This is a genomic window from Rhizobium rhizoryzae (assembly GCF_011046895.1).
Classification (GTDB): Bacteria; Pseudomonadota; Alphaproteobacteria; order Rhizobiales; family Rhizobiaceae; genus Neorhizobium; species Neorhizobium rhizoryzae.
The window spans coordinates 2,999,233-3,026,204 of the sequence record NZ_CP049250.1 but is presented as its reverse complement, the minus strand read 5'-3'; the positions used below and the strand labels follow the sequence as shown (position 1 = coordinate 3,026,204).

The following is a 26,972-nucleotide window of genomic DNA, read 5'->3' as shown; positions in this document are numbered from 1 at the left end:
TTAATCTCTTCAACGAAATCTCAACAGATTTAATACATAGTCATTGTATTAATCTGGGTTGGAGAGCTTATGGATTATCTTTACGTCACCAAGGGATCTGGAAACTGCATCAAACCTTATCTTGCAGCTTCCTATTGCGGGTATCAGCTGGATATCATCGAATTGAACCTCTTGGGTGGCGAGCATCGTTCGGATGCCTATCTGCGAATAAACAGCCGTGGACAGGTGCCTTACCTCGTCACCAAGAGTGGCGTTGGGATCGGTGAATCGAATGCGATGCTTTGGTTGATTGCAGACGGTTCCGACCTCATGCCGGATACGGCTGTCGAACGAGCCCGCAGTCTGCAGTGGATGTTCTTCGAGCAGTCCAAATTGGAGCCGTTCATTTCACCTGCCCGTTTTCTCACCTTCATTGCTCCGCAGCTTGGGCAGGGCAGGGAGGCCGATATTGCCGTCTGGTTGGAAAAAGCCAGAAGCGGCCTCTCTAGCCTGGAAGCTCATCTGGGTAACAGCAGCTTTATGCTGGGAGAGCGCTACGGAATCACGGACATCGCTGTCTTTGGCTATGTGCACGTGGCACACGAAGCAGGAATAGACATGGCCGAATTCCCAGCCGTTCAGCGGTGGATCGGCCGCGTTTCCTCCACGCCCCGGTTCCGACCGTTGGCCGAACTCTGCACCACTGCGCGCCCGTTCTCACAGGGCCTCGTCTGAATGAATATAGCGGGGAGGACGCTGGATGCCCAAGGTGAGTGTAGCGGAAAGAGTGACGCTTCAGCCCGAAGAGCAGCCCGTTGTCTGGCAGGGCGGCGATTTGCTGGATCGGCTTTCAACCGCGGTCTGGATTTTCGACATTGATGAAGGACGTGTTGTCTGGGGCAATGAGATGGCGCTGGAAATCTGGGCCGCCATCAACCTTGAGGAACTGCGCGCCCGGCGCATGAAAGACAATATGTCGCCCGCAGTGTCTCGCCGCCTGCTTCAGTATCAGACGGACTTCATCGACAAGGATGCCGTTTTCACCGAAATGTGGACGCTGTACCCGCGTGGCGTCCCACGCCCGCTACAGGTCCGCTTCAGTGGCTTCCGTCTGCCTGATGGACGCATGGCCATGCTCTGCGAGGGGCGGGACGAAATGAGCCTGGTGCCGGAGGCTATCCGTAGTGCCGACGTTCTCCTCCACACCCATCTCATGATCTCTCTGCATACGATTGAAGGGAGAACTCTTTATTGCAATCCGGCTGCCAGAGCTGATTTCGATATCCGGTATGGCTCGCTCAGTGATCGTTTCGTCAATCCGCAAGACTTTGAATCCCTGTTGCAACGATTGAATGGTGGTGGTGAGGCAAGGCTGATCGCTGAAGTCTACACAGCTCAGGGAAAGCGCTGGCATGAACTCATTGCGCGTTCCTGCTTCGACCCGGTGTCAGGCTCGCCCTCCCTCATCCTCAGCGAATCGGACGTCACCGAACTCAAGGAAGCTGAAGCGCTGGCGCAGAAGCTTGCGCATCATGACCCCCTGACGGGCCTGTTCAATCGACTGAGCCTGCCGATTCGCTTTGAGGAACTGACAACCAAGGCAGAGCTTACGGGTTCGCGCATCAGCCTGCTTTTCATTGATCTTGATCAGTTCAAGACAGTCAACGATACGCTGGGGCATCTCCAGGGAGATAACCTGCTGCGGGATGTCGCGGGTCGGCTGCGTGAAATCTGCAGCGAAGACGACATTGTCGTGCGTCTGGCAGGCGATGAATTCCTGTTCTTGCTATTTCAGCACAACGACATGCCATGCCGGGTGAAGTTGATCGCAGACCGGGTGCTGGACAAACTGGCGATTTCCGTCGAAAGCGACCGGCACCAGATCGTGGTGACGCCAAGCATCGGAATTGCACATTACCCCGATCACGGAACCGATATCCAGACGCTGATGCGCCGGGCAGATCTTGCCATGTACCAGGCGAAGGCCGCAGGCAGGAACCAGGTCTTCGTCTACAACGAAGCTCTCAGCCGGGCTCGAGAAGAGGAAATCGAACTGCTGACCGGCCTTCGCGACGGCCTTCGATATGGGCAGATCGTTCCGTTCTACCAACCTCGTGTCAGCGCCGTCGATGGAAGCATCATCGGTATGGAGGCGTTGGCACGATGGAAACATCCGAAGCTCGGGATGGTGCCACCGTCGACCTTTATACCTCTCGCGGAAAAGGCTGGCCTCATCAACCAGATCGGGACGATCGTTCTGGAACAGGCCGTCGAGCAGCGCGAGAAATGGATGCGCAATGGGATAGACCTGACGATTTCCGTCAACCTGTCCCTCCGTCAACTTTGCGAAACAGACTTCAGCGCCGTCGTCGAAGCCTGCCTCAACCGGCATTCCTGCCCACCGGAGCGCCTGGAGCTGGAATTGACCGAGACACTCTTCTCCGACAGTGATCCCATCATCCAAGAGAATCTCAACAGGATCAGAGAGCTGGGCGTCCGGATCGCGATCGACGATTTCGGGACTGGCTATTCCAATATCGCCCGACTGAACGAGCTGGCGGTCGATTGCATCAAGATCGACCGAAGTCTGGTCTCACAACTTCCAAAAAATGAGGAAATGGTCAGCCTCGTCATTGCGATGTGCAAACTCATGCAGGTGACGATTGTCGCAGAGGGTATCGAAAACGAAACCGTCGCTGAATGGGTGCGATCCCATGGCGTCCACGAACTGCAAGGTTACCTTTACGGAGCGCCGCTTCCGGCAGCTTGCGCGGAAAAACTCGCCCGCAACAGCAATCTGCGGTTTGCGGACATTTCGGTCGAGCAAGACCACTTTGTCGCTGCCGGGATTTAGAGAATTAAAAAATGGCGCCGATCAGCAATCGGCGCCAGTGAGGCTCGGAAGATTGCGTGACGCTCAATCGTTGGCTGAGATCGAAACGCCCAGCATGTCCGGGAGCGAGTTCGGAGCCGCCTGCGCTGCGCCAATGATCATGGGAAGCGGAACCGGATTGGCAGGTTCTGCCGTGATCGTGATGTTCTGCGGATTGTCGAGGTAGGCATTGACTGCGCTGGAAACAGCGTTCTGGAGCTTGGGCAGGTTCGCCTGGGCCATTGCCAGCGGCACCATTCCCTTGAGCATCATCGCCATTTGTTCGCCTGAAACATTCTGGCTCTTGCCTGCATAGTTCAGGGATCTCTTGGTGATACCGTCGTCCGAGAAGCTGATCTGCGCGCTGTTGAAGGTCAACTGCTGGAGAAGGCCAAGCATGGCAAGGCCCGCAGCCTGCTGGGCAGCTTCCTTGTTCGGGTTGGCTTCCATGGCCGCGGTCGTATCGCGCAGCGACTTGAGGAAGCTCGGCGTATAACCGGACAGGCTGAACGTCATATCGAGACGACCGATATTGGCGAAATCGAAGGCATATTCCGTAATGTCGATCGTTCCGGGGCCAACTTCCCATTCGCCTTCCATAGTGATCGTACCATCGATCTTGGTCAGGCCAAGGCTTTCAATGGTCGCCTTGGCATTGGCATCGTCAACGGTAGAGAGATCGACCTTCACGCCATCGACAGAGGCGCTGAAGCTCAGGCTGGAATTGTCGTCCGAGCGTTCGGTCGTCACTTTGGATTCTGCGACAGCAACGACCTGCTTCCCGTCAACTGTTACCTCAACCGGGCCGCTGTGCGCTTCGTCATAGACCATCAGGGAATCAATGGTGTCACCATTGGCATTGCCGGGAATGTAGAGGCCTGCGAAGTAGAGATCCTTTGCGGTGATCTTGGTCTTGTCTTCGCTGGCGTTGATGTTGGCGAACGTCATCTTTTCAACGGTGTAGCCGCCGCCCTTGGCATCTTTCACGCCGGTCAGTTGCACGTCGCCGATATTCAGACGCGAGCCACCCTTGGTATCGCCGACGGTCACACCCTTCAGGGTCACGTTGGAGCCGTTGATGTCAACGGACGCTGGAGTGATGTTGCCGGGCTGAAGATTGAAGCCGGCGGTCAACTTCTTCATGAGGTCGGCGCCGTCGAGGGCAAACGCAGGAGAACTGACAAGCCACAATGCAGCCCCGACGGAAAGAATTTGTTTGGAACGAATATGCAGCATCAAGCGATCCTCCAGCGGTCGGCATGGCAAACTGAACTCTGATTCCCGCCCTTTATATGCGCTCCGCTCAAAAGGTCCATGGGGCACACAGGACAGCGGTCGACCTATCGCTGCTTCGTGCTCATCCACAGGCCGATTGCATCGCTTTGTTGCCGGGAATCAGGGTTTCCGATAGTCAAGGGCCATGGGAAAAAATCTGACACCTCCGCCCGACGACGATGGCGGCGATAACATTCTGCCGGTGGACCTGAAGGCCGCCCTTGAGGAGCGTTATCTCGCCTACGCCTTGTCAACGATTATGCACCGCGCGCTTCCGGATGTGCGTGACGGCCTGAAGCCGGTGCATCGCCGCATTATCCATGCCATGAGCGAGATGGGGATCAGGCCCAATTCCGCATTCAAGAAGTGCGCCCGTATCGTCGGCGATGTGATCGGTAAGTTCCATCCGCATGGCGACCAGTCGGTCTATGATGCGCTGGTTCGCCTGGCGCAGGATTTTTCGCAGCGTTACCCCGTGGTCGACGGACAGGGGAACTTCGGCAATATCGATGGCGACAGCGCCGCTGCCTATCGATACACCGAAGCCCGCATGACCGAAGTAGCGGCTCTGCTGCTGGAAGGCGTCGATCAGGACGCCGTCGATTTTCGTGCCACCTACAACGAGGAAGACGAAGAGCCGACCGTTCTGCCGGGCGCTTTCCCAAACCTTCTGGCCAATGGCGCATCGGGAATCGCGGTGGGCATGGCAACATCCATACCCCCTCACAACGCACATGAACTCTGTGACGCGGCTCTGCATCTCATCAAGCATCCGGATGCGCCGGTTGAAAAGCTGGTCGAGTTCGTGCCAGGACCGGATTTCCCGACCGGGGGTGTCATCATTGATGGTCGGGAGTCGATCATTGATGCCTACAAGACTGGTCGCGGTGGTTTCCGCGTCCGTGCGAAATGGGAAACCGAGGATCTGGGCCGTGGCGGCTATCAGATCATCATTACGGAAATTCCATTTCAGGTTCAGAAGTCCAGGCTGATTGAAAAGATCGCGGAGCTTCTCATCGCCCGCAAGCTTCCGCTGCTGGAAGACGTGCGCGACGAATCGGCCGAGGACATCCGCGTCGTGCTGGTGCCAAAGAACCGCACCGTCGATGCGACGCTTCTCATGGAATCACTCTTCCGCCTGACGGAACTGGAAAGTCGGTTCCCGCTGAACATGAACGTGCTGTCCATGGGCAAGGTGCCCAAGGTGATGGCTTTGAACGAGGTTCTGCTGGAGTGGCTGCAGCACCGTAAGGAAGTCCTGATCCGCCGCTCGCGCTTCCGCCTGGCTGCCATTGAGCGTCGGCTGGAAATCCTCGGCGGTCTGTTGATCGCCTACCTCAATCTGGATGAAGTAATCCGCATCATCCGCGAGGAGGATGAGCCGAAGCCGGTGATGGTCGCCAAATGGCAACTGACCGATGTGCAAGTCGAAGCCATCCTGAACATGCGCCTGCGCAATCTGCGCAAGCTGGAGGAATTCGAGATCCGCAAGGAGTTCGATGAACTCACGAAGGAGAAGGCCGATATCGACGCCCTGCTTGCCTCCGACGACAAGCAGTGGAAAGTGATCGAGCATGAGATCCAGGATGTTCGCAAGAACTTTGCCAAGGGCAAGGGAAAGCCGTTTGCACGCCTGACTCAGTTTGCGGACGCGCCAGAGGCCGATATCGAAGCCATCCAGCAGGCCATGATCGAGAAGGAGCCGATTACGGTCGTCATTTCCCAGAAGGGCTGGATTCGTGCGCTGAAGGGTCATATCGGCGATACGTCCGGTCTGACGTTCAAGGAAGGTGATGGATTCAAGATCGCTTTCCCCGCGCAGACGACCGACAAGATCCTGCTCCTGACCACCGGAGGCAAGGCCTATACGCTGGGAGCCGACAAGCTGCCCGGTGGACGTGGCCATGGCGAACCGATCCGCATCATGGTCGATATGGAAAACGACCAGGATGTTCTGACGGCCTTCGTGCACGACCCATCGCGCAAGCTTCTGCTGGCCTCGACGGCTGGCAATGGGTTCATCGTGCCGGAAACCGAACTCGTGGCAAATACCCGCAAGGGCAAGCAGGTCATGAATGTTTCCATGCCTGACGAGGCAAAGCTGGTGATCACCGTGGCGGGTGATCATGTGGCGATCGTGGGAGAAAACCGGAAACTGCTGGTGTTCCCGATGGCGCAACTGCCGGAAATGAACCGCGGCAAGGGCGTGCGTCTGCAGCGCTACAAGGACGGCGGTATTTCCGACATCAAATGCTTTGCCATTGCTGAGGGTCTGACCTGGGAAGATAGTGCCGGGCGGGTGTTCTCCAAGAACAAGGACGAACTGCTTGAATGGCTCGGTGACCGTGCAACCGCTGGCCGCTCCGTGCCGAAGGGCTTCCCGCGTAGCGGAAAGTTCAGCGGCTGATCAAGGATAGGAGACGGTGTGATCGCGCAGTAAGCGTGCCGCACCGTCTGCATCGATCTCGCCGGGCGCGACAGCGCGAGCGAGCATGTTTAGTTATCATTTCCTAAATCATACCGTTCCCAGCCTCTCGGAGTCAGATGCTCCTGCGGCTGGTAGCGCGTCTTGTAATGCATCTTTGCAGAACCCTTTACCCAGTAGCCGAGATAGACGTGGGGCAGGCCCAACTGCCGGGTCCGATTGATGTGATCGAGAATGATGAAAGTGCCGAGTGATCGCTTCTCCATGTCCGGCTTGAAGAAAGAGTAGACCATGGAAAGGCCATCGCTCATCAGATCGGTCAGCGCCACGCCGATGAGTTCCCCTTGCGGCTTGTCTCCGATGCCTTGGCCCGGCACGCGACGGCGATACTCAACAAGGCGCGTGTTGACATGGGTGTCTTCCACCATGATCGCATAGTCGAGCGCCGACATATCCGACATGCCGCCGCGCTGATGGCGGCTATCGAGATATTCCCGGAAAAGGGTGAACTGTTCGGTAGAAGGTTGGGTCGGGACCATCGTCCCCACCAGATCGCGGTTCGCACCCAATACCTTGCGCATGGTTCGGTTTGGCTCGAACTCGTTCGCCAGAATCCGAACCGAAACACAGGCCCGGCATCCCTCGCAGGCCGGACGGTAGGCAATGTTCTGAGAGCGGCGAAACCCGCCCTGTGTCAAAAGGTCGTTCATCTCGGCGGCGCGAGGACCAACAAGGTGAGTGAAGACCTTGCGTTCCATCTCGCCCGCAAGATACGGGCAGGCTGCCGGTGCCGTCAGATAGAACTGAGGAGATGGCGTTGCCTGGGTATTCATGCGTAGAGCTTGACCTTTGCTAACATCCAGTCGGCACACATGCCTTCCGAGCCTGAATCAATAGCATGGCGCAACTTCCCAAAAGGTCAACAGAAGCCGCGCAACTTGACGCGATCAAACCGTTCGCACGACCACCGTTCCGAGCAGCATGTCGTGCACCAAACGTGAGCGATCCGTGAAAAGGCCAGCCAAGAGTATCAGCGGGGTGAGGATCGAGTTCAAGATCCAGAAGAGCACCATATGAACGACTGCCGTCAGGAAATCCAGGCGACGACCATCGACCCGCATCATCGCGATGCCTGCTGCCCGCATGCCGGGGCTCGCCTGCGAGCGACCACCAAGCGTCATGCCGAAATAAATCAGCGCGACGATGACGAAGAGAGCCGGATAGAGGAAGAAGCCAAGTCCGAGCGTGATGATGCCGAGGAAAAAGACCACGATCGCCGCCGGAATGCAGAGAAGCAGAACCAGCATGTAATCGATCACGAAGGCAAAGATCCGGCGAGACAGCACGCCGCGATAGGCGCGCCAATCTTCCGGTGCGGCAACGACAGTGCTGTTATCCAACGACATCAATAGTCTCCCTCAGTTCAGTAAATGAGATATGGGAAGCCTTGATGAACTCTACAATATGGCTTCGCTGAAGGGGACTTTAGCTCCGCGCCAGCTTTCTGGCGACCTCGATCGCGAAATACGTCAGGATCCCGTCACAGCCCGCGCGTTTGAAGCAGAGCAAGGTCTCCATCATAATGCGCTCGCCATCGATCCAGCCGTTCATAGCAGCGGCCTTGATCTGCGTATATTCACCGGAAACCTGATAGGCATAGGTCGGGAGGCCGAAGGCTTCCTTCATGCGCCAGCAGATATCGAGATAGGCAAGCCCGGGCTTCACCATCAGCATATCCGCGCCTTCTTCTACATCGAGTGCGGCGTCGCGCAGGGCCTCGGTGCCATTGGCCGGATTGATGTAATAGCTGTTCTTGTCGCCCTTCAGCAGACCGCCGGTGTTGATGGCCTCGCGGTAAGGGCCGTAAAAGCCGGACGAAAACTTGGTGGCGTAGGACATGATGCCGACATCCTGATGCCCTGCCGCATCGAGTGCGCGGCGAATGGCGCCAATCCGTCCATCCATCATTTCCGACGGCGCTATGATGTCGGCTCCGGCATCGGCCTGCATGATCGCTGCGCGGGACACCTGATCCACCGTCTCATCATTGATGATGACGCCGTCGCGAAGAATTCCATCATGTCCGTGGCTGGTGAAGGGATCGAGCGCCACATCCGTGATGATGCCGAGGTTCGGAACGGCCTGTTTGACGGCGCGGGTGAACTGATTGATGAGATTGTCCCGCTCAAGGATCTGCGAGCCTGTGGGATCCCGCTTTTCCATTTCGATGTCGGGGAAAGGGGCAACAGCCGGAATACCAAGCTCGGCTGCCTCGCGTAGCGCTTCCACCGCCTTGTCGACACTCATACGGTTGACACCCGGCATCGCCTTGATCGGATCAACGATGTTTGTCCCCGGTACGATGAAAATCGGCCAGATCAGATCATCGACCGTCACCCGGTTTTCTTGCGTCAGCCTGCGCGTCCAGTCCGCCTTTCGGTTGCGTCGCATGCGACGGTGGCCGGTGATCTCATCGACAAGATGCGTCTTGTTGCTCATGGCTGACCTCATTGCATTTCAATTATGGTGCATGGCCTACCATGTGAGCCGGTTGAAGGCGAGGGGCAGGGGAGCACGCTCTGGCATGGAGCACCCAACGCGGCTATTCTGCATGGATGGAGATTGATTCACCCGCCTCGCCGAAGCGCAGTATCGCTGAAATTCTATTTGTCGTGTTCCTGCGCGGCATCGCTGTTGTGTGCCTGTGGTTTGGTCTCCAGTATTGGAGCATGCTGGTCGGCTATTCCTTCGGTGGGCGTGCCAGGTTCGATCTCCTCACGCTGCCCTGGCGTGTTGCAGGCTCGGCACTGGCTGTCGTCTTTCCGGTTGCATCGCTCGGTCTATGGATGGCGACTTCCTGGGGGCCGGTGCTCTGGGTCATCGGTGCCGGTACGCAGATCCTCATGTATCAGGTCTGGCCCGAAATCTTTGGCCGTAATCTCGTTGTTCCGCTGCTCCATGGGCTTGTTGCTGCGCTGTATATCCTGTTCCGGATCGCACTTTGGGTGGAAGAAAAACGGAAGTTCGAGGAGCGGGTAAGGATTGATTTACCCTGATTTTCAAGCTTTTACGGCTGGATTTGGCTAAAAATTTAAACGTAAGCGACTGAATAAAAAGCAGAATTTATTATTCCGGTATGGGCGGGGCCAATCGGTCGGGCTGGGGAAAAGATGCGTTAGGGTTTCATTAGCCCTGTGTTTTAAGTCGAATTTTATGAGCATTCGATAGTGTCACTCACAAGGCGGGAAGAAAAACCAACACCGCCAAACAAAACAGTGAGGCAGACATGTTGAACAACCAGATCAAGCCGCAGGCAACTGCAGCAGCCGACAGTCATGAAGAAACTATTCGCAATCTTTACATGGAATCCCTGCACCTCGTCGAGCGCCTGCATCGCCGCCTGCTCGATGTGATCAAGGACGAGTTCGATCGTCAGGGACGCGACGATATCAATGCCGTCCAGGCGCTCCTCCTCTTCAACATCGGCAATTCCGAACTGACCGCCGGTGAACTTCGCTCTCGCGGCTACTATCTTGGCTCGAACGTATCCTACAACGTCAAGAAGCTGGTCGACCTCGGCTTTATCAACCACCAGCGTTCGCGTATCGACCGTCGCTCGGTTCGTATCAGCCTGACCAAAAGCGGACAGGAAATCGCAGAAGTTGTTGGCAAGCTCTACGAGCGCCACATCGGCTCCATCGAAAAGGTGGGCGGTATCGGCGAGCCTGAGTTCGTCCAGATGAACAAGCTGCTCCAGCGCCTCGATCGCTTCTGGAACGACACCATCGCCTATCGCATGTGATGAGGCAGTGCAGTCCGATCCACCGGACTGGCCTGCCACACCACAGACGACCTCCACTTCGAAAACCGGACGTGCCCAGCGCGTCCGGTTTCGTGCTTTCTGGGTCTATATGGTCACGAATTTTACACACCGCTGTGACCGAAACGCTCCTGACAAGAATTGGCCATATTGCTATGGGACCGCGAACAAGTGTTGTGGCGCAACCTGTCCTCCCTGTTTAGAGGCTCCCAGCGTCATGAAGAACGTGGATATTCGGGACAGCCTGATCTCCACGACGCTTTATTAACCATATCCGGTATAGGCATTGACGCTGTGCTGTCGGGTTAGATGGATTGAGTGATGTCGAACAAGAACAACTTCGAACTTATCTCGCGCAGATCGCTCCTGCGGTCGGCAGTCTCGCTTGGAGCCGCTGCGGTGGCTGCGCCGGTTCTGGCTCAGGACGCGCTTCAGGACATCATTTCCGCTCCTCGCCGCGGCGCATGGGACGATCAGTTCGACGCCAGCGCTGCTTCGCGCGCAACGGTCAATGTTGTTTCCAACAATCCCGTTCTCGGGTCACAGGCGCCGGGTTACATCCAGCAGGCGATTGGCGAATATCAGGGCATCGTCTCCAACGGTGGCTGGCCTCGGGTAACGCCCGGGCAGGCGGGATTGCGAATCGGTAATGCCGATCCGGCTGTGCAGCAGCTTCGTCAGCGCCTCATGATCTCTGGTGATCTGGCGCGCAACGCCGGTATGTCCACCTCGTTTGATTCCTATGTCGACAGCGCCGTCAAGCGTTTCCAGGTTCGCCATGGTCTGCCGGCGGACGGCGTCCTAGGTGAGTTCACGCTGAAGGCGTTGAACGTTCCGGCAGAAACGCGCCTCATGCAGCTTCAGACGAACCTTGTTCGCGTTCAGTCGATGGCGGGCGATCTCGGCATTCGCCATGTCATGGTGAACATTCCGGCGGCCTATATCGAGGCAGTCGAATCGGATCGCGTCGTTCTGCGCAATACGGCCATCGTCGGCCGTATCGACCGCCCGACCCATCTTGTGAATTCCAAGATCTACGAAGTCATTCTCAACCCTTACTGGACGGCTCCTCGCTCGATTGTCGAGAAGGATATCGTGCCGTTGATGCGTAAGGACCCGACCTACCTGAAGCGCAACAACATCCGTTTGTTCGACGGTAGGGGCCAGGAAGTCGCGCCGGAAACGGTTGACTGGAATGCGCCGAAAGCACCAAACCTGATGTTCCGTCAGGACCCGGGCAAGATCAACGCCATGGCCTCGACGAAAATCAACTTCCACAACAAGAACGGCGAGTACATGCATGACACCCCGCAGCAGGGGTTGTTCAACAAGCTGATGCGCTTTGAATCGTCCGGCTGCGTTCGTGTCCAGAACGTGCGAGATCTTGTGACCTGGCTGCTTCGCGATACGGCGCCGTGGAGCCGTCAGGAAATCGAGCGGGTTATCGCAACGGGCGAAAATACGCCGATCAAGCTGGCACAGGAAGTTCCGGTCTATTTTGTCTACATCACGGCATGGTCCGCAAGGGATGGTGTCGTTCAGTTCCGCGACGATATCTACCAGCGTGATGGTGCAACTGAACTTGCACTGCAGACCAAGACCGGTACCGAGCAAAATCCCGGCTCGATCGAACAGGACATGCTGCCGCAGCAGTAAACATTTGGATTTGTCAGACCCGGAAGGCCGACCTCCTCGCGAGGCCGGCCTTTTCATTTGTCGCCTCATCACTTTCATGATCGAGATTGGCTCTTGCATTCGAGACATCCATCTGATTTCCCGGATAGAGGGAATTTCAGGGGCAAGGGTCAGCATGAAGCCGCACGGAGCTGTTGCAGCGATCAAATCGGGCAAGCACTGGTTTGCGCCTTGTCTGTTGCTTATTGTTGCACTCGTCAGCCTTGCGACGCTCGTTCCCAAGATTGCAGCTGCGCAGACAAAAGCCATAGATCCGGCGCTGGAATGGGCGAAGACCGCCCAAAGAGCCGAGCAGGCCCTGCAATCGGGTGAGGCGTCGTCCGATGCTTTCGAAGTTCTTCGATCCGAACTGGCCACCCAGCGGGCAGACGCCGATGCGATCGTCGACGGGGCAGGGCTTTCCATACGATTGCTGGAGGCGCAACTGGCAACACTGGGGCCCGCTCCCGGCAAGGACGACAAGGAGCCGGATCTGGTTGCGGCACGGCGCAAGCAGTTAGGCGATGAACTGGCCAAGGCGCGTGAGCCGGTGATGAACGCCAAGCAGGCATCGGCCCGGGCAAACGTTCTGATCGAGGAAATCGACAGGCTTGTGCGTTCGCGGTCGGCGACCAGTCTTTTCGAACTCAGACCATCGCCGCTCTTCCCTTCAAGCTGGTCGGCCATGATGAGCGATTTCGATCGGCTGGATGCAAAGATAACCGACGACATCACCCGTTTGCGATCACCTTCGACCGAGCCGTTCGATTTTGTCGGCGATCGGCTCATTCCAGCCGCCTTGCTTTTGCTCGCAACCTTCCTTTTGCCAGTCGGCCTCGGCCACTTGCTGCTGGTCTATCTCGAACGTCGTATATCGGCGCCTGCGGGGTCTGTGCGGTTTGTCGGACAGGCTCTCGGCGTGCACGTGATCCGGCTGGTGTTCTCGCTGGTCGCCGCCAGTCTTGTCGTTATCGCGGCAGTTCTGCTGGAAGACGGCATCAAGTCAATCCAGAACACCTCCGGTGCAGCCATCGCGATTGCCATCGCATTTGTCATCGCAAACTCGATTGGCAATGTCCTCTACGCGCCTAGCCAGCCTGCGCTGCGTCTTATCCGGTTAAGCGATGGTCTTTCCCGCTCCTGCTATTGGCTCGGCATGGCGTTTGCCGGATCCATGGGGCTTGAGCTTCTGATGGAAGGACTGACAGAGGACTTCGCATTCTCGCCGGGTGGAAGTTCGGCCCTGCAAAGCGTCAGCATCGTGATCGGCTGCGTTATCCTTTTCGTCTTCGCAAACATCCTCCGGAAAGTTGCGCTGGAAGTAGCGACGGATGAGGATGATGACGCTCCCTTCGGTCCCGGCTTTTTCCGTATCGCCGGTCGAGCGGTGCAGGTTGTCGCGGTTCTATCCCTTATCGCTGCGGCGATTGGTTACGTGCCGCTGGCGCGCGCGGTGCTCGCACCCATCATGGGCAGTATCGCGATCTTCGGCCTGGCCTTCATCCTGCACTATGTGGTTATGCTGCCGGTGCGCGGCGCCTTGCGTGGCCAGCAATCATCGCTGGAACTGGCATCCATGGTCATTGCGGCGGTGATCGTCCTGGTCAGCCTGCCGCTTCTTGCAATCGTTTGGGGTGCGCGTGAAGCGGAACTCGCAGAGCTGTGGCGGCTCATTCAGAACGGCGTCGATCTCGGCGGTGCACGGCTGTCACCCAAAGTTCTTGTCGTTCTCATCGTCACCTTCCTCTTCGGCATGCTGCTGACACGCTGGGTCCAGCGGCTGACCGAGCGTTTGGTATTACCCAAGACCAGGATCGACAGTGGCGGGCGCAACGCAATTCGGACCGGGCTCGGTTATGTTGGCTTCATCGTCTCGGCGCTGATGGCGATTTCTGTCGCAGGGCTCAATCTTTCGAACCTCGCCATCATCGCGGGCGCACTTTCAGTCGGCGTCGGTTTTGGCATGCAGACCATCGTGTCGAACTTCGTGTCCGGCATCATCCTCCTGATCGAGCGACCGATCAAGGAGGGTGACTGGATCGAGGTATCGGGCTTTTCTGGAATTGTCCGGAAGATCGCGGTCCGCTCGACGCGGATCGAAACCTTCGACCGCCATGATGTCATCATCCCAAATGCCGACCTGATTGCCGGAACGGTCAAGAACATGACCTTGAGCTCGCGCGCAGGGCGCATGATCATTCCGATCAATGTTTCACGCCATGCGGATATCGACGGCATTCGCCAGATCCTGCTGGACACCGCGAAAGGCCATCCGGCCATCCTTGCACAGCCTGCGCCGCAGGTTTTTCTGCGAAACCTTGGCGCCAGCATGCTGAACTTCGAACTTCGGTGCTATCTGCGCGACGTCGGAACCGAAACAGGCGCGCGCTCCGATCTGCTGCTGACCCTCAACCGGACCTTCGCTGATCTGGGTGTGGACATGCAGTCTGCCTGAAGGCTTCCTGAGGGCTTTTATTCTCGGATAATCTTTGAGCAGCGGATGAGAATCATCAGATGCTTTTCAAGCCTGTCCGGAATTGATCCGCAAATGTCGCTGTCCGTATTGCGCTTGTGAAGGCAGACCGTTAAGACGCCATCGCATCAGTTGTTCCAGGAGCCCTGTCATGTCGCATAGAGATGCATTCTTCTCCCGCCCGCTTGCTGAATCCGATCCGGAAATTTTCGGTGCGATCGAGAAGGAGTTGGGTCGTCAACGTCACGAAATCGAATTGATCGCCTCGGAAAACATTGTTTCGCGCGCCGTTCTGGAAGCGCAGGGCTCGATCATGACGAACAAGTATGCCGAAGGCTATCCGGGCAAGCGCTACTACGGTGGCTGCCAGTTCGTTGATATCGCGGAAGAACTCGCCATCGAACGTGCCAAGAAGCTGTTCGGCGTCAACTTCGCCAACGTTCAGCCGAACTCCGGTTCGCAGATGAACCAGGCGGTGTTCCTCGCGCTGCTTCAGCCGGGTGATACCTTCATGGGTCTCGACCTGAATTCCGGCGGTCACTTGACCCACGGTTCGCCGGTCAACATGTCCGGCAAGTGGTTCAATGTCGTGTCTTACGGTGTTCGTGAAGAAGATCACCAGCTGGACATGGACGAAGTTGCCCGCAAGGCTGAAGAGCATAAGCCGAAGCTCATCATCGCCGGTGGTACCGCCTATTCCCGTATCTGGGACTGGAAGCGTTTCCGCGAAATCGCAGATTCCGTTGGCGCTTACCTGATGGTCGACATGGCGCATATCGCCGGTCTCGTGGCCGGTGGCGTTCATCCGTCGCCGTTCCCGCACTGCCATGTGGCCACAACGACGACGCACAAGTCTCTGCGCGGTCCGCGTGGCGGCATGATCCTGACGAATCATGAGGATCTGGCGAAGAAGTTCAATTCCGCCGTCTTCCCGGGTCTCCAGGGTGGTCCGCTGATGCACGTCATCGCTGCCAAGGCCGTTGCTTTCGGCGAGGCGCTTCAGCCGGAATTCAAGGATTATGCGGCGCAGGTCGTGAAGAACGCCAAGGCTCTGGCCGATACGCTGATCAAGCACAATCTCGATATCGTTTCCGGCGGCACAGACAACCATCTGATGCTGGTCGATCTTCGCAAGAAGAACGCCACCGGCAAGCGTGCAGAAGCAGCGCTTGGCCGCGCCTACATCACCTGCAACAAGAACGGTATTCCGTTCGACCCCGAGAAGCCTTTCGTGACATCCGGCGTTCGTCTTGGCACGCCGGCCGGTACCACGCGCGGCTTCAAGGAAGCAGAATTCACCGAAATCGGAAACCTGATTGTCGAAGTTCTCGACGGTCTGAAGGTTGCCAATTCGGATGAAGGCAATGCAGCCGTGGAAGAGGCAGTGCGCGGCAAGGTCGTCTCGCTGACGGAACGCTTCCCGATGTATCCGTATATGTAAGAGGCAACCGAGATGCGCTGCCCCTACTGCGGTTCCGAAGACACTCAGGTCAAGGATTCGCGCCCGGCGGAGGATTTCACCTCCATCCGTCGGCGGCGCATCTGCCCGGATTGCGGCGGTCGCTTCACGACATTCGAACGCGTACAACTGCGCGAACTGATGGTGGTGAAGAAGACCGGCCGCAAGGTTCCTTTTGATCGCAACAAGCTGGTGCGGTCGTTCCAGATCGCGCTTCGCAAGCGTCCTGTTGATGCCGATCGCATCGAGCGCGCCGTGTCGGGTATCGTCCGCCGCCTCGAAAGCTCTGGCGAGAGCGAAATCAGCTCCGAGCAGATTGGGCTTCAGGTTCTGGAAGCCTTGAAGAGCCTCGATGACGTAGCATTCGTGCGCTACGCGTCCGTCTACCGCGACTTCAGCCATGCGGATGACTTCGAAAAGGTCATCTCTGAAATCACAGCCAAGATCGGTCGTGATTCCACTGCGGAATCCTGATCCGTGTCCGCTTCGCCTGATGATGAGCGCTACATGGCGCAAGCCATCGCGCTGTCGCGAACGCACACCGGACAAACCGGTACCAACCCATCCGTCGGATGCCTTATCGTCAAGAATGGTGTGGTGATCGGGTCCGCTGTTACTGCAGTCGGTGGACGCCCTCATGCGGAAACACAGGCCCTGGCCATGGCCGGAGAGGCGGCAAGGGGTGCGGTGGCCTATGTCACCCTTGAGCCATGTTCTCATTATGGGCGCACACCCCCTTGCGCTAACGCGCTTGTCGAGGCGGGCATTGCGCGCGTTGTCGTCGGGTTGAAGGATCCTGATCCTCGCGTTTCCGGCAAGGGTCTTGCGATCTTGCAAAGTGCGGGCATCGAAGTGGTAACAGGTGTCTTGCAGGGTCAATCCTGTGATGCGCTTCGGGCCTACCTGATGCGGCAGATGAAGGCACGGCCCTATGTGACTCTGAAACTTGCGGTTTCCACCGATGGCATGATCGGTCGGAGAGGCGAGGGGCAGGTGGCTATTACCGGTCCCCTTTCTCGGCAGGAAGTGCACCGCATGCGTGCGGAAATGGACGGCATCCTGGTGGGGATAGGGACCGCCATCGCTGATGATCCGCAACTGGATGTCCGGATTGCAGGGCTGGAGCATCGCTCTCCGATCCGTATCGTGCTGGATCGTCATCTGCGGCTTCCGCTCGATGGTAAGCTGGTTGCAAGCGCGCAGCAAATTCCGGTGATCGCAGTTGGAGACCGGTTTGCCGAAACCGCACCGGCGTTGACCAACGCCGGTGTTGAAATTCTGGATGTGCCCGATTTGCCAACCCTGTTGACGCTGCTTGCCGATCGAGGCCTGTCCTCGGTTCTGGTCGAAGGTGGCGCTACGGTTGCCAAGGCATTTCTGGATGCCGGGCTCGTCGACCGTATCGTGCTCTTTGAAGGCCCGTCAGCGATTGGCGAAGGCGGGATTGAATCTCCGCTCACGCATGACGACATACCGCAGGATTACAAGCCGGTTCGCCGATTGAACTTCGGCCCAGACCAGTGTTGCGAATACGAGAGGAAATTTGAATGTTCACAGGCATCGTAACAGACGTCGGATCGGTTTCCGCCCTCACGCCGCTGGATGAAGGCATTCGGTTGCGCGTGACCACAAGTTACGATCCTCGCACCATCGATATCGGCGCCTCGATTGCGCATGCGGGCGTGTGCTTGACGGTAACGAAGCTATCGGAAACCGACAGCAACGAGCGTTGGTATGAAGTTGAGGCCTGGGAAGAGGCGCTACGTCTGACCACGATCTCTTCGTGGACAGTCGGGACACGCATCAATCTTGAGCGCGCCCTGAAAATTGGCGACGAGCTTGGTGGTCACATCGTCTCCGGCCACGTGGACGGAAAGGCCGAGATCCTATCCATCACGTCGGAAGGCGAGGCGGTGCGTATCCGTCTGAGGGCACCTCAGCAGTTCGCTCGCTTCGTCGCACCGAAGGGGTCCGTGGCGCTTGATGGAACCTCATTGACCGTGAATGCGGTTGACGGCACGGATTTCGATATTCTGCTGATACGCCACACACTCGAAGTCACCACCTGGGGCGATCGTAAAGCGGGCGATTTCGTCAATTTCGAGGTCGATACGATGGCGCGCTATGCAGCCCGTCTGGCGGAATTCCCGGCGAACAACTAACCTCTGGCCGTTCACCAAAACCGAGGAAAATGCGCTTCGGCATCCATTCGCGCGTTCCGCGCATGGCTGACCCGTGGAAAATCACTTGCCATTCGACGCGTGGCATGGTTTGACGCGCCCAACTCCCAACATCTTATTTCGCAGAATTGCGACCAGGACGACCATGACCGATTCACACAAGCCTCACCTGTTGATTGTCGAAGCGCGCTTTTACGACGATTTCGCCGACGCGCTTCTGGATGGCGCAGTCAGCGCCCTGCAAGAGGCTGGCGCCACGTACGATCTGATCACTGTGCCTGGCGCGCTCGAAATTCCGCCTGCAATTGCCATGGCGCTTGATGCCGCGGAGCAGGGTGGCGTCAATTATGATGGCTTCATCGCGCTCGGCATGGTCATCCGTGGTGAGACCTATCATTTCGACATCGTGGCGAACGAATCTTCCCGTGCGCTGATGGATCTTGCCGTGTCGGAGTCGCTGGCTATCGGCAATGGCATCCTGACCGTCGAGAATGATGAACAGGCCTGGGCACGTGTCCGCAAGTCGGACAAGGACAAGGGCGGTTTTGCTGCGCGTGCAGCTCTCACCATGATCGCGCTTCGTGAGAAACTGGGCGCCTGATCCATGTCTAAAGATCCTGCACAGCCTATCAAAACAGCAAACCAGCGCGGCGCCGCCCGTCTTGCTGCCGTTCAGGCCCTCTACCAGATGGATATTGGCGGCACTGGTGTCCTGGAAGTCGTTGCTGAATATGAAGAGCACCGTCTTGGTCAGGAACTCGATGGCGATACCTATCTGAAGGCGGACCCCTCTTGGTTTCGTGCGATCGTCGCCGGTGTCGTGCGCGATCAGTTGAAGATTGACCCGGTTATCGGTGCCGCGCTTCTGGATGGCTGGCCGTTGTCGCGCATTGATTCGACGCTCCGCGCGATCCTGCGCGCTGGCACGTTCGAAATCCTTGACCGGAAAGATGTCCCGGTCGCGGTCATCGTGACGGAATATGTCGAGATCGCACAGGCCTTCTTTGAAGGAGAAGAGCCCAAGATCGTCAATGCGGTTCTCGATCGCATTGCCAAGCAGGTTCGCGGCGAGAAGAAGTAGCAGGAACGGAAGCCATGGAAAACGCAGGCGGCACGGCACTGGACAGGCAGTTGGGTGCCGCCAAACGCAATGTTTTCCTGCTTGCGAGTGCGCAAGCGGTGCTCGGCTCGGCAGCCCCGCTTAGCATTTCCGTTGGCGCGTTGGCAGGCTACCAACTGCTCGGCGCTGACAAGTCTCTCGCGACGGCTCCGGTGACCGGCTTTAATGTCGGCACCGCACTCGGGGCCGTTGGTATCGCAATCCTGTCCCGCTTCCTTGGGCGCCAAGCCGCCTTCATGGTTGGAGCATTGTTGGGTGCCGTCGGTGGTGGTCTGGCGACCGCCGCACTCTTCCAAATGAATTTCTGGCTCTTCGCGATAGCGCTAATGCTGATTGGCATGAGCGGAGGCTTCACCCAGAAAATCCGTTTTGCAGCCGCAGATGCTTCCCCCTCTTACTTTAAGCCGAAGGCCATTTCGTGGATCTTGGGCGCTGGCATCGTGTCAGCAATCATCGGGCCGCAATTGGCAATCTGGGCGAAGGATATCTTCGCGCCGGTGACATTTGCCGGAACGTTTCTGGCTTTGCTGCCGCTTTGCGCAATCGCGCTCGTGATTCTGACCTTCCTGAAGCTGCCGCCCATGGCGAAAGCCGGAAGTGCGGACACGCCAGCGCGCCCGTTGATGGAGATCATTTCCAACCAGCGTTTCGCCACGGGAATGATTTGCGGCATAGGCTCCTATGCGCTCATGACCTTTGTGATGACCGGTGCGCCGCTGGCTATGGTTGTCGGCTGTGGCTTTCCGACGGAACTGGCTACGCTGGGCATCCAGTGGCACGTGATCGCCATGTTCGGTCCAAGCTTTTTCACCGGCATGATCATCGCGCGGGTTGGGGCTGAGAAGGTCGTTGCACTTGGTCTTTTCACGCTTATGGGCTGTGCTGTCATCGCGCACATGGGGATCGAACTCTGGAACTTCTGGGGCGCCCTGATCCTCCTCGGTATCGGGTGGAACTTCGGCTTCATCGGCTCCACGGCGATAGTTGCCTCCACTTACCGGCCACACGAGGCAGACAAGGTGCAGGGCTTTCACGATATCTTCCTGTTCGGAACGGTTGCACTGTCTTCTTTCTCATCCGGCAAGGTGTTCACCAATTATGGCTGGAGCTTCATGAACCTGTTCATCTGGCCGGTTTCCGTTCTCTGCCTCGTTCTGATCGTGCTGCTGCTGATCCGCCGGAGGCGCGCGGCACCTGTTTGACCAGGTAAAACTGACATTTGCTCAGTCTTCGGTGTGCAGCCGGATGCTCGCACCGTTTATTCCTTGACGCAATTTATTAACGAACGCACTCTCGCGTCTAACTGTCGGGCCTATGTCCTTGGGAGGGGATCTGTCTGATGGTTCTCGCCGGCACAATTCTTGTGGCCGGTCCATTGGGAGAGGAAATTCGTATGACAGTGATACTGGGAGTGATCGTCTGCGGGTTCTTGTCAGTGGCCTACGCTGTGTGGGCCACTCGGTCGGTTCTGGCGGCGGATCAGGGCAATCCCCGCATGCAGGAAATTGCCGGATATATTCGTGAAGGTGCGCAGGCTTACCTGACGCGTCAGTACATGACCATTGCCATTGTTGGCGTGGTCGTGACTTTGGGAACATGGTGGCTGCTGTCCGCGCTTGCGGCTATCGGCTTCGTCATCGGTGCTGTCCTGTCGGGGGCGGCAGGCTTTATCGGAATGCACGTCTCGGTTCGCGCCAATGTTCGCACGGCGCAAGCCTCGTCTCACAGCCTCGCGGCGGGTCTTGATATTGCCTTCAAGTCCGGCGCCATTACTGGAATGCTCGTGGCGGGCCTCGCCTTGCTGGGAGTGTCCATCTATTACGGTATCCTGACTTCCGGTCTCGGCCATGCGCCGGGTTCACGTGAAGTGATCGATGCTCTGGTTGCGCTTGGCTTTGGTGCCTCTCTCATCTCTATCTTCGCGCGCCTTGGCGGCGGCATTTTCACCAAGGGTGCCGATGTCGGGGGCGATCTCGTCGGCAAGGTCGAAGCGGGCATCCCGGAGGATGATCCGCGCAACCCGGCAACAATCGCTGACAACGTTGGGGACAATGTTGGCGATTGCGCTGGCATGGCGGCCGATCTTTTCGAAACCTACGCCGTCTCGGTCGTCGCAACCATGGTTCTGGCTGCCATCTTCTTTGCCGGCGCGCCCAACCTCGCTGCGATCATGGTCTATCCGCTGGCCATCTGCGCAGCCTGCATTCTCACATCGATCGTGGGAACATTCTTCGTCAAACTCGGTGCCAATGGCTCCATCATGGGCGCTCTTTACAAAGGCCTCATCGTAACAGGCGCTCTCTCCATCGTCGGCCTGGGTGCTGCAACGTCCTTCACGATAGGCTGGGGCGGTATCGGTACGGTTGCGGAGAAGCAGATAACCGGAACCAACCTGTTCTTCTGCGGTATCCTCGGTCTCGTCGTGACGGCTCTGATCGTGGTGATCACGGAGTACTACACGGGCACCAACAAGCGTCCGGTGAATTCCATCGCGCAGGCGTCGGTCACCGGCCACGGCACCAACGTGATCCAGGGCCTGGCAGTATCACTCGAATCGACGGCGCTTCCGGCCATCGTCATCGTCGGCGGCATCATCACCACCTACCAGCTTGGCGGCCTTTTCGGCACCGGCATTGCCGTTACGGCCATGCTTGGTCTTGCCGGAATGATCGTGGCACTCGATGCGTTCGGCCCGGTGACCGATAATGCTGGCGGGATCGCCGAAATGGCAGGACTTCCGCCGGAAGTGCGCAAATCCACCGATGCGCTCGACGCCGTCGGTAACACAACGAAGGCCGTGACCAAGGGGTACGCCATCGGCTCTGCCGGTCTCGGAGCGCTTGTGCTTTTTGCAGCCTATGCCAACGATCTGCAATACTTTGCAGCCAATGGTCAGAAATATCCGTACTTCGCGGATGTCGGTGCGATCTCCTTCAGTCTCGCCAACCCATACGTGGTTGCGGGCCTGATCTTCGGTGGTCTTATTCCCTACCTCTTCGGTGGGATGGCCATGACGGCCGTCGGAAAGGCAGGCAGCGCCGTTGTGGAAGAGGTGCGCAGGCAGTTCCGCGAAAAGCCGGGCATCATGCAGGGTACGGATCGCCCGGATTACGGACGAGCCGTCGATATGCTGACCAAGGCCGCAATCCGGGAAATGATCCTGCCTTCACTTCTGCCGGTTCTGGCGCCCATCATCGTCTACTTTGGCGTTCTCTTGATTTCGGGATCGAAGGCGTCGGCTTTTGCCGCACTCGGAGCGTCGCTGCTCGGCGTCATCATCAACGGACTTTTCGTCGCGATTTCCATGACCTCCGGTGGCGGTGCCTGGGACAATGCGAAGAAGAGCTTCGAGGATGGCTTCGTCGACAAGGATGGCACGCGCCATATGAAAGGATCGGATGCGCACAAGGCTTCCGTGACCGGCGATACCGTGGGTGACCCCTACAAGGACACGGCCGGCCCGGCAGTCAATCCGGCGATCAAGATCACCAATATCGTGGCCTTGCTGCTTTTGGCGATCCTCGCCGCATGAGTGACTGATCGATGATGAAAAGCCCGCGGCATCAGAAGATGCCGCGGGCTTTTGCCTGTGGAGTCGATTTCTGAGTTAGTTCCCGCCCAGTATGTTGCGAACGGCTGCGGCGCCGCTGCTGCCTGTGCCGCCGCCACCCGACAGAAGCTGCTGCAGGAATGTTAGGTCGCGACCGCCGGTCGGCGTTGTGCGGCTGATATTGTCGAACACCTTGCCATCCTGCAGCGTGTAGACCGCGCGTCGGGCAACGGTGCCTTCCTTGTTGAAATAGATGGCAACAATGGTCTGCTCTACCAGCTTCGGCTTCATGAAGGCAGCCGAGCGATGGCGCTTCTGCGAGATGTAATAGAAGACTTCGCCATCAAAGGTCGCGGTAGTGGAGGGCGTGCCCATGCTGAGCAGAACCTGTTCGCGGCTCGAACCCTCCGGAATGAGATCAAGCGAATCCTTGTCGAGAACATAGCCATTGTACATCGTCTGGCCGATGTCCATGCTGGTGCAGCCGGAAACGCCAAGCGCGAGTGCGACGGCGGCAACCGCAACTGTGCCCCTCAAATTCACGTCAGAACCAAACACGCGCTTCTTCAACACTTTGTCCTCATGTCTTCCTGCCGGTCAACGACAGCAAACCTGCTGCGATAGCATTGTGGCTATTCCGCGAAACCCGCAACGGCAATCGGCATTTTACAGCCATATTCTCGCGCGAAGCCTCGCCGATCGCGATCGCCATTGCAATTCGTGCCTGCTTCGGTAAACCACCTTTTGTTTCCATGCAACAAGGTGGCGCGCCTTCATTGGCTGCTTTGGCAGCAAAGAGTGTGATCACGTACAAAACATGATCGAGTCTCGAGCCCCATGATCTTCAATCTCTTCAAAAAGAAGAATAGCAACCGCGCAATTGTCGACCGCCAGTACGCAATATTGACATCTTCGGCCCGCATCCCCTTCTTCTATTCAGATCTGGATGTGCCGGATACCGTAATGGGTCGGTTCGAGATGCTGTCGCTGGTGATGATTCTCTTCTTCCGGCGAACATCCGGCTCAGGTCAGAGCGGCAAGGAACTGGCTCAGGAGATCATTGACGCGTTTTTTCAGGATATCGATCATTCCATCCGGGAGCTTGGTGTCGGCGATCAAAGCGTGCCCAAACGAATGAAGAAGTTTGCAGGCATGTTCTACGGTCGCGTCCAATCCTATGGGGAGGCTCTCCAGGCCGAGGATGGAGCGGCACTTGCCCAAGCATTGCGCCGGAACATCCACCCGGATATGAGTGAAGCACCTTCGATGGAAGGGCTGGCCGCCTGGGCGCTGAGGACGGAGAAGAGGCTGGCGGCGCTTTCGGACGATGATATTGCGCGGGGTGCCTTGCAGTTGCCCGTGCCAGGACAAGAGGACTTGCAGTGAAGACATCACCCGACGCCAGATCCAGACCGCCCTTTTCCTATGCGGTCAAGGTTGGGCATATTTCTGCCAATCCGGTGACAGTTCGAATTTCTGCAGACGAGCGTGAACGAGAAGGACTGGCGGAACTCTGGAAGGTTTCCTCCGTGGAAGAACTCAGCGCGGAAATGCAGATTGCCCGCTGGAAGAAGGATGGAGTCCGGGTTCGCGGCCACATCACTGCCCGTTTGACCCAGAGCTGCGTCGTGACGCTGGAGCCCGTCGAGAGCGTGGTATCGGAAGACTTCGAGCAGATCTTTGTGCCTGAAGGCTCCAAGCTTGCGCGTATGATGACAGGGGAAAGCGCTGAAATGGTACTGGACCCTGATGGTCCCGATCTGCCGGAGACATTCGAGGGCGACACGATTGATGCAGGCGCCACCGTTGCGGAAATGGTTGCCCTTGGCATTGATCCCTATCCTCGAAAAGCTGGCATCGAATTCGCCGATCATATCGAGTCGGATCCAACAGCGAAGGACGACAAGCCAAACCCGTTTGCCGTCCTGAAGGACTGGAAAAAGAAGGAATAGCGTTTGCATTCGCTTGCGAATGAGTTGTATGGGGCGAATGAACCAAGATTTTGGCCGCGACACAGCCAGGCCGGCGGCAGAAGGACCAGGAACGCGTGATCAGAATTTCTCTTGATGCCATGGGCGGTGATTTCGGTCCTGCCGTGGTCATTCCAGGTGCAGCCAAGGCTCTGGAGCGCCATCCGGACATGGTTTTCGTCATGTACGGACTTCAGCAGGAATGCGAGCCAATTCTCGCCAAATTCCCGAAGCTGAAGGAAAAGACGACATTCCATCATTGCGATGTCGCAATCACGATGGACGAAAAGCCAAGCGCGGCGCTGCGGCGTGGTCGCTACGTTTCAAGCATGTGGCGCTCCATTGAGGCCGTGAAGTCCGGTGAGGCCGATGCCGTTGTGTCTGCCGGGAATACCGGCGCGCTGATGGCCATGGCAAAATTTTGCCTCCGGACGATGGAGAATATCGAACGCCCTGCGATTGCCGGTATCTGGCCGACGCTGAAGGGCGAAAGCATCGTTCTCGACATTGGCGCCACCATCGGTGCTGACGCGCAGCAGTTGCTGGACTTCTCGTTGATGGGCGGCGCCATGGCGCGCGCGCTGTTTGAAATTGAGAAGCCCACCGTCGGTTTGCTGAATGTCGGCGTGGAAGAGGTCAAGGGACAGGAAGAGGTCAAGGAAGCCGGGCGCATGCTGCGTGAGGCCAATCTGTCGACAATTTCCTACCACGGTTTCGTTGAAGGCGACGATATCGGCCGCGGCGTCGTGGATGTGGTGGTGACGGAAGGTTTTACCGGAAACATCGCTCTCAAGACGGCGGAAGGCACAGCCAAGCAGATGGCTGAATTGCTTCGCTCGGCAATGTCCCGCACACTGATGTCGAAGATCGGTTATCTGCTTGCAAAGGGTGCCTTTGACCGGTTGCGCGAGAAGATGGACCCGCGCAAGGTCAATGGCGGCGTGTTCCTCGGCTTGAACGGCATCGTCATCAAAAGTCACGGCGGAACGGATGCCGAAGGTTATGCGGCTGCCATCGATGTCGGCTACGACATGGTGCGGAATGCGTTGAACCAGAAGATCGTACAGGATTTGAAAACATATCATGCCCGCCGCCTGCCTCCTGCAGGCCCGGAAGAAGCGGCGTGACCAAAGGAATTTGCATCAGATGATTCGCTCTGTCGTCCGCGGCTTTGGTTCCGCACTGCCCCAACGCGTCGTCACGAACAAGGAAATGGAAAGCCTTGTCGAAACCTCCGACGACTGGATTGTCCAGCGCACCGGAATTCGCCAGCGTTACATTGCAGGCGAGGGAGAAACCACAGCGTCTCTCGGGGAAGCCGCGGCACGGGACGCCCTGCAGCGCGCAGGCCTTACGCCAGACGACATCGACCTCGTTATCGTTGCGACGTCCACGCCGGACAACACGTTTCCGGCAACTGCCGTCAATATTCAGAATCGCCTTGGTATGACCAAGGGCTACGCCTTCGACGTACAGGCTGTCTGCACGGGCTTCGTCTATGCCATGGCCACCGCCGACGCGCATCTGCGGGCAGGGATGGCGAAGCGCGCCCTGGTCATCGGTGCGGAAACCTTCTCCCGCATTCTGGACTGGACGGATCGCACAACCTGCGTTCTCTTCGGTGATGGCGCCGGTGCGCTGGTCCTGGAAGCGCAGCAACAGGAAGGCAAGGTGTCAGATCGCGGCGTTCTGACGTCTCATCTGCGGTCTGACGGATCGCACAAGGAAAAGCTCTATGTCGACGGTGGGCCGTCGACGACGGGCACCGTCGGTCATTTGCGGATGGAGGGCCGGGAGGTCTTCAAACACGCCGTCGGCATGATTACGGATGTTATCGTCGCTGCTTTTGAGGCGACCGGGACAACGGCTGAAGATCTGAACTGGCTTGTGCCCCATCAGGCGAATCGCAGAATCATCGATGGCTCAGCGAAAAAGCTTGGCATCCCTCTCGAAAAGGTTGTGGTGACAGTCGATCTGCATGGCAATACGTCGGCGGCATCCATCCCACTGGCCCTGTCTGTGGCCGCCAGTGATGGCCGCATCAAGCAGGGCGATCTCGTGATGCTGGAGGCCATGGGCGGGGGCTTTACCTGGGGTGCTTTGCTGGTCCGTTGGTAGAAGCCGCAAGAGAGGCGCTTGACCCTAGGCATTAACGCACATAGTGTTTGAAAAAAT

General features: G+C 57.7%; 24 protein-coding genes. 19 read left to right on the top strand and 5 right to left on the bottom strand.

Going from position 1 to position 26,972, the window contains the following annotated elements; translation table 11 throughout:
* The first annotated feature begins 69 nt into the window (after positions 1–69).
* Together G6N80_RS20500 and G6N80_RS20495 are read left to right on the top strand one after the other, a co-directional pair.
* The gene (locus tag G6N80_RS20500; RefSeq protein ID WP_062552683.1) at positions 70–714 is read left to right on the top strand and encodes a glutathione S-transferase family protein; all 645 of its coding nucleotides are present in this window, start codon (positions 70–72) and stop codon (positions 712–714) included.
* Positions 715–739: 25 nt separating this feature from the next.
* Entirely contained in the window at positions 740–2,833 is a 2,094-nt protein-coding gene (locus tag G6N80_RS20495) for a putative bifunctional diguanylate cyclase/phosphodiesterase (protein WP_165136384.1), read from the top strand.
* 63 nt (positions 2,834–2,896) lie between these two features.
* On the opposite strand, the gene G6N80_RS20490 is transcribed toward G6N80_RS20495, so the two are convergent.
* Positions 2,897–4,087 carry a hypothetical protein gene (locus G6N80_RS20490; protein ID WP_062552681.1) on the bottom strand — a complete coding sequence of 397 codons (1,191 nt, stop codon included), beginning with the start codon at positions 4,085–4,087 and terminating at the stop codon, positions 2,897–2,899.
* Positions 4,088–4,271: 184 nt separating this feature from the next.
* Between G6N80_RS20490 and parC the strand changes: the two genes are divergently transcribed.
* The gene (parC, locus tag G6N80_RS20485) at positions 4,272–6,533 is read left to right on the top strand and encodes a DNA topoisomerase IV subunit A (protein WP_165136381.1); all 2,262 of its coding nucleotides are present in this window, start codon (positions 4,272–4,274) and stop codon (positions 6,531–6,533) included.
* Positions 6,534–6,622: 89 nt separating this feature from the next.
* Here parC and G6N80_RS20480 read toward each other — a convergent pair whose 3' ends face one another.
* The 3 genes from G6N80_RS20480 to hemB all read right to left on the bottom strand — a co-directional run bounded on the left by G6N80_RS20480 (position 6,623) and on the right by hemB (position 9,050).
* Positions 6,623–7,384 carry an arginyltransferase gene (locus tag G6N80_RS20480; protein ID WP_062552679.1) on the bottom strand — a complete coding sequence of 254 codons (762 nt, stop codon included), beginning with the start codon at positions 7,382–7,384 and terminating at the stop codon, positions 6,623–6,625.
* Between the two features lie 114 nt (positions 7,385–7,498).
* Complete coding sequence (locus G6N80_RS20475; protein WP_062552678.1) at positions 7,499–7,957, bottom strand: RDD family protein; 459 nt, start codon at positions 7,955–7,957, stop codon at positions 7,499–7,501.
* Between the two features lie 79 nt (positions 7,958–8,036).
* Positions 8,037–9,050, bottom strand: coding sequence for a porphobilinogen synthase (hemB, locus tag G6N80_RS20470; protein WP_165136378.1), 1,014 nt, complete (start codon positions 9,048–9,050; stop codon positions 8,037–8,039).
* A gap of 116 nt (positions 9,051–9,166) precedes the next feature.
* Between hemB and G6N80_RS20465 the strand changes: the two genes are divergently transcribed.
* The 12 genes from G6N80_RS20465 to G6N80_RS20410 all read left to right on the top strand — a co-directional run bounded on the left by G6N80_RS20465 (position 9,167) and on the right by G6N80_RS20410 (position 22,809).
* On the top strand, positions 9,167–9,607 hold the full coding sequence (locus tag G6N80_RS20465; RefSeq protein WP_062552676.1) for a DUF6163 family protein: 441 nt from the start codon (positions 9,167–9,169) through the stop codon (positions 9,605–9,607).
* A gap of 233 nt (positions 9,608–9,840) precedes the next feature.
* Positions 9,841–10,353 (top strand): transcriptional regulator LdtR, encoded by a 513-nt coding sequence (ldtR, locus tag G6N80_RS20460; RefSeq protein WP_183898020.1) that lies wholly within the window; start codon positions 9,841–9,843, stop codon positions 10,351–10,353.
* 339 nt (positions 10,354–10,692) lie between these two features.
* Positions 10,693–12,027, top strand: a complete 1,335-nt coding sequence (locus G6N80_RS20455; RefSeq protein ID WP_062552674.1) for a L,D-transpeptidase family protein — start codon at positions 10,693–10,695, stop codon at positions 12,025–12,027.
* A 154-nt stretch (positions 12,028–12,181) separates the two neighbouring features.
* The gene (locus tag G6N80_RS20450) at positions 12,182–14,500 is read left to right on the top strand and encodes a DUF3772 domain-containing protein (protein ID WP_165136375.1); all 2,319 of its coding nucleotides are present in this window, start codon (positions 12,182–12,184) and stop codon (positions 14,498–14,500) included.
* Between the two features lie 169 nt (positions 14,501–14,669).
* Positions 14,670–15,959, top strand: a complete 1,290-nt coding sequence (gene glyA / locus G6N80_RS20445) for a serine hydroxymethyltransferase (RefSeq protein ID WP_062552672.1) — start codon at positions 14,670–14,672, stop codon at positions 15,957–15,959.
* Between the two features lie 12 nt (positions 15,960–15,971).
* The gene (nrdR, locus tag G6N80_RS20440) at positions 15,972–16,451 is read left to right on the top strand and encodes a transcriptional regulator NrdR (protein WP_062552671.1); all 480 of its coding nucleotides are present in this window, start codon (positions 15,972–15,974) and stop codon (positions 16,449–16,451) included.
* Positions 16,452–16,454: 3 nt separating this feature from the next.
* Complete coding sequence (gene ribD / locus G6N80_RS20435; protein WP_165136373.1) at positions 16,455–17,543, top strand: bifunctional diaminohydroxyphosphoribosylaminopyrimidine deaminase/5-amino-6-(5-phosphoribosylamino)uracil reductase RibD; 1,089 nt, start codon at positions 16,455–16,457, stop codon at positions 17,541–17,543.
* A complete protein-coding gene (locus G6N80_RS20430) occupies positions 17,525–18,139 on the top strand; it encodes a riboflavin synthase (protein ID WP_062552669.1) in 615 nt (204 codons plus the stop codon). The genes ribD and G6N80_RS20430 overlap by 19 nt, the downstream gene beginning before the upstream one ends.
* 163 nt (positions 18,140–18,302) lie before the next feature.
* The gene (gene ribH, locus G6N80_RS20425; RefSeq protein ID WP_062552668.1) at positions 18,303–18,758 is read left to right on the top strand and encodes a 6,7-dimethyl-8-ribityllumazine synthase; all 456 of its coding nucleotides are present in this window, start codon (positions 18,303–18,305) and stop codon (positions 18,756–18,758) included.
* 3 nt (positions 18,759–18,761) lie between these two features.
* The gene (gene nusB, locus G6N80_RS20420; RefSeq protein WP_062552667.1) at positions 18,762–19,238 is read left to right on the top strand and encodes a transcription antitermination factor NusB; all 477 of its coding nucleotides are present in this window, start codon (positions 18,762–18,764) and stop codon (positions 19,236–19,238) included.
* Positions 19,239–19,252: 14 nt separating this feature from the next.
* Positions 19,253–20,479: an MFS transporter gene (locus G6N80_RS20415; protein ID WP_165136370.1), complete on the top strand. Its 1,227-nt coding sequence runs from the start codon at positions 19,253–19,255 to the stop codon at positions 20,477–20,479.
* Positions 20,480–20,670: 191 nt separating this feature from the next.
* Positions 20,671–22,809: a sodium-translocating pyrophosphatase gene (locus tag G6N80_RS20410; RefSeq protein ID WP_062553195.1), complete on the top strand. Its 2,139-nt coding sequence runs from the start codon at positions 20,671–20,673 to the stop codon at positions 22,807–22,809.
* Positions 22,810–22,884: 75 nt separating this feature from the next.
* Here the strand turns inward: G6N80_RS20410 and G6N80_RS20405 are convergent, their stop codons facing one another.
* On the bottom strand, positions 22,885–23,397 hold the full coding sequence (locus G6N80_RS20405) for an outer membrane protein assembly factor BamE (RefSeq protein WP_082547003.1): 513 nt from the start codon (positions 23,395–23,397) through the stop codon (positions 22,885–22,887).
* A 267-nt stretch (positions 23,398–23,664) separates the two neighbouring features.
* On the opposite strand from G6N80_RS20405, the gene G6N80_RS20395 reads away from it, so the two are divergent.
* From G6N80_RS20395 to G6N80_RS20380, 4 genes are all read left to right on the top strand, one after another.
* A complete protein-coding gene (locus tag G6N80_RS20395; protein ID WP_062552664.1) occupies positions 23,665–24,213 on the top strand; it encodes a ubiquinol-cytochrome C chaperone family protein in 549 nt (182 codons plus the stop codon).
* Positions 24,210–24,779 carry a YceD family protein gene (locus G6N80_RS20390; RefSeq protein WP_165136367.1) on the top strand — a complete coding sequence of 190 codons (570 nt, stop codon included), beginning with the start codon at positions 24,210–24,212 and terminating at the stop codon, positions 24,777–24,779. The genes G6N80_RS20395 and G6N80_RS20390 overlap by 4 nt, the downstream gene beginning before the upstream one ends.
* 95 nt (positions 24,780–24,874) lie before the next feature.
* Positions 24,875–25,924, top strand: coding sequence for a phosphate acyltransferase PlsX (gene plsX / locus G6N80_RS20385; RefSeq protein ID WP_062553194.1), 1,050 nt, complete (start codon positions 24,875–24,877; stop codon positions 25,922–25,924).
* 19 nt (positions 25,925–25,943) lie between these two features.
* Complete coding sequence (locus tag G6N80_RS20380; RefSeq protein ID WP_165136364.1) at positions 25,944–26,915, top strand: beta-ketoacyl-ACP synthase III; 972 nt, start codon at positions 25,944–25,946, stop codon at positions 26,913–26,915.
* The last annotated feature ends 57 nt before the right edge of the window (positions 26,916–26,972 follow it).

Bases quoted from the DNA above. Each gene is read 5' to 3' on its own strand.
- G6N80_RS20500 (WP_062552683.1), top strand. From the start codon at position 70: ATGGATTATCTTTACGTCACCAAGGGATCTGGAAACTGCATCAAACCT.
- G6N80_RS20495 (WP_165136384.1), top strand. From the start codon at position 740: ATGCCCAAGGTGAGTGTAGCGGAAAGAGTGACGCTTCAGCCCGAAGAG.
- G6N80_RS20490 (WP_062552681.1), bottom strand. From the start codon at position 4,087: ATGCTGCATATTCGTTCCAAACAAATTCTTTCCGTCGGGGCTGCATTG.
- parC (WP_165136381.1), top strand. From the start codon at position 4,272: ATGGGAAAAAATCTGACACCTCCGCCCGACGACGATGGCGGCGATAAC.
- G6N80_RS20480 (WP_062552679.1), bottom strand. From the start codon at position 7,384: ATGAATACCCAGGCAACGCCATCTCCTCAGTTCTATCTGACGGCACCG.
- G6N80_RS20475 (WP_062552678.1), bottom strand. From the start codon at position 7,957: ATGTCGTTGGATAACAGCACTGTCGTTGCCGCACCGGAAGATTGGCGC.
- hemB (WP_165136378.1), bottom strand. From the start codon at position 9,050: ATGAGCAACAAGACGCATCTTGTCGATGAGATCACCGGCCACCGTCGC.
- G6N80_RS20465 (WP_062552676.1), top strand. From the start codon at position 9,167: ATGGAGATTGATTCACCCGCCTCGCCGAAGCGCAGTATCGCTGAAATT.
- G6N80_RS20455 (WP_062552674.1), top strand. From the start codon at position 10,693: ATGTCGAACAAGAACAACTTCGAACTTATCTCGCGCAGATCGCTCCTG.
- G6N80_RS20450 (WP_165136375.1), top strand. From the start codon at position 12,182: ATGAAGCCGCACGGAGCTGTTGCAGCGATCAAATCGGGCAAGCACTGG.
- glyA (WP_062552672.1), top strand. From the start codon at position 14,670: ATGTCGCATAGAGATGCATTCTTCTCCCGCCCGCTTGCTGAATCCGAT.
- nrdR (WP_062552671.1), top strand. From the start codon at position 15,972: ATGCGCTGCCCCTACTGCGGTTCCGAAGACACTCAGGTCAAGGATTCG.
- G6N80_RS20430 (WP_062552669.1), top strand. From the start codon at position 17,525: ATGTTCACAGGCATCGTAACAGACGTCGGATCGGTTTCCGCCCTCACG.
- ribH (WP_062552668.1), top strand. From the start codon at position 18,303: ATGACCGATTCACACAAGCCTCACCTGTTGATTGTCGAAGCGCGCTTT.
- nusB (WP_062552667.1), top strand. From the start codon at position 18,762: ATGTCTAAAGATCCTGCACAGCCTATCAAAACAGCAAACCAGCGCGGC.
- G6N80_RS20415 (WP_165136370.1), top strand. From the start codon at position 19,253: ATGGAAAACGCAGGCGGCACGGCACTGGACAGGCAGTTGGGTGCCGCC.
- G6N80_RS20410 (WP_062553195.1), top strand. From the start codon at position 20,671: ATGACAGTGATACTGGGAGTGATCGTCTGCGGGTTCTTGTCAGTGGCC.
- G6N80_RS20395 (WP_062552664.1), top strand. From the start codon at position 23,665: ATGATCTTCAATCTCTTCAAAAAGAAGAATAGCAACCGCGCAATTGTC.
- G6N80_RS20380 (WP_165136364.1), top strand. From the start codon at position 25,944: ATGATTCGCTCTGTCGTCCGCGGCTTTGGTTCCGCACTGCCCCAACGC.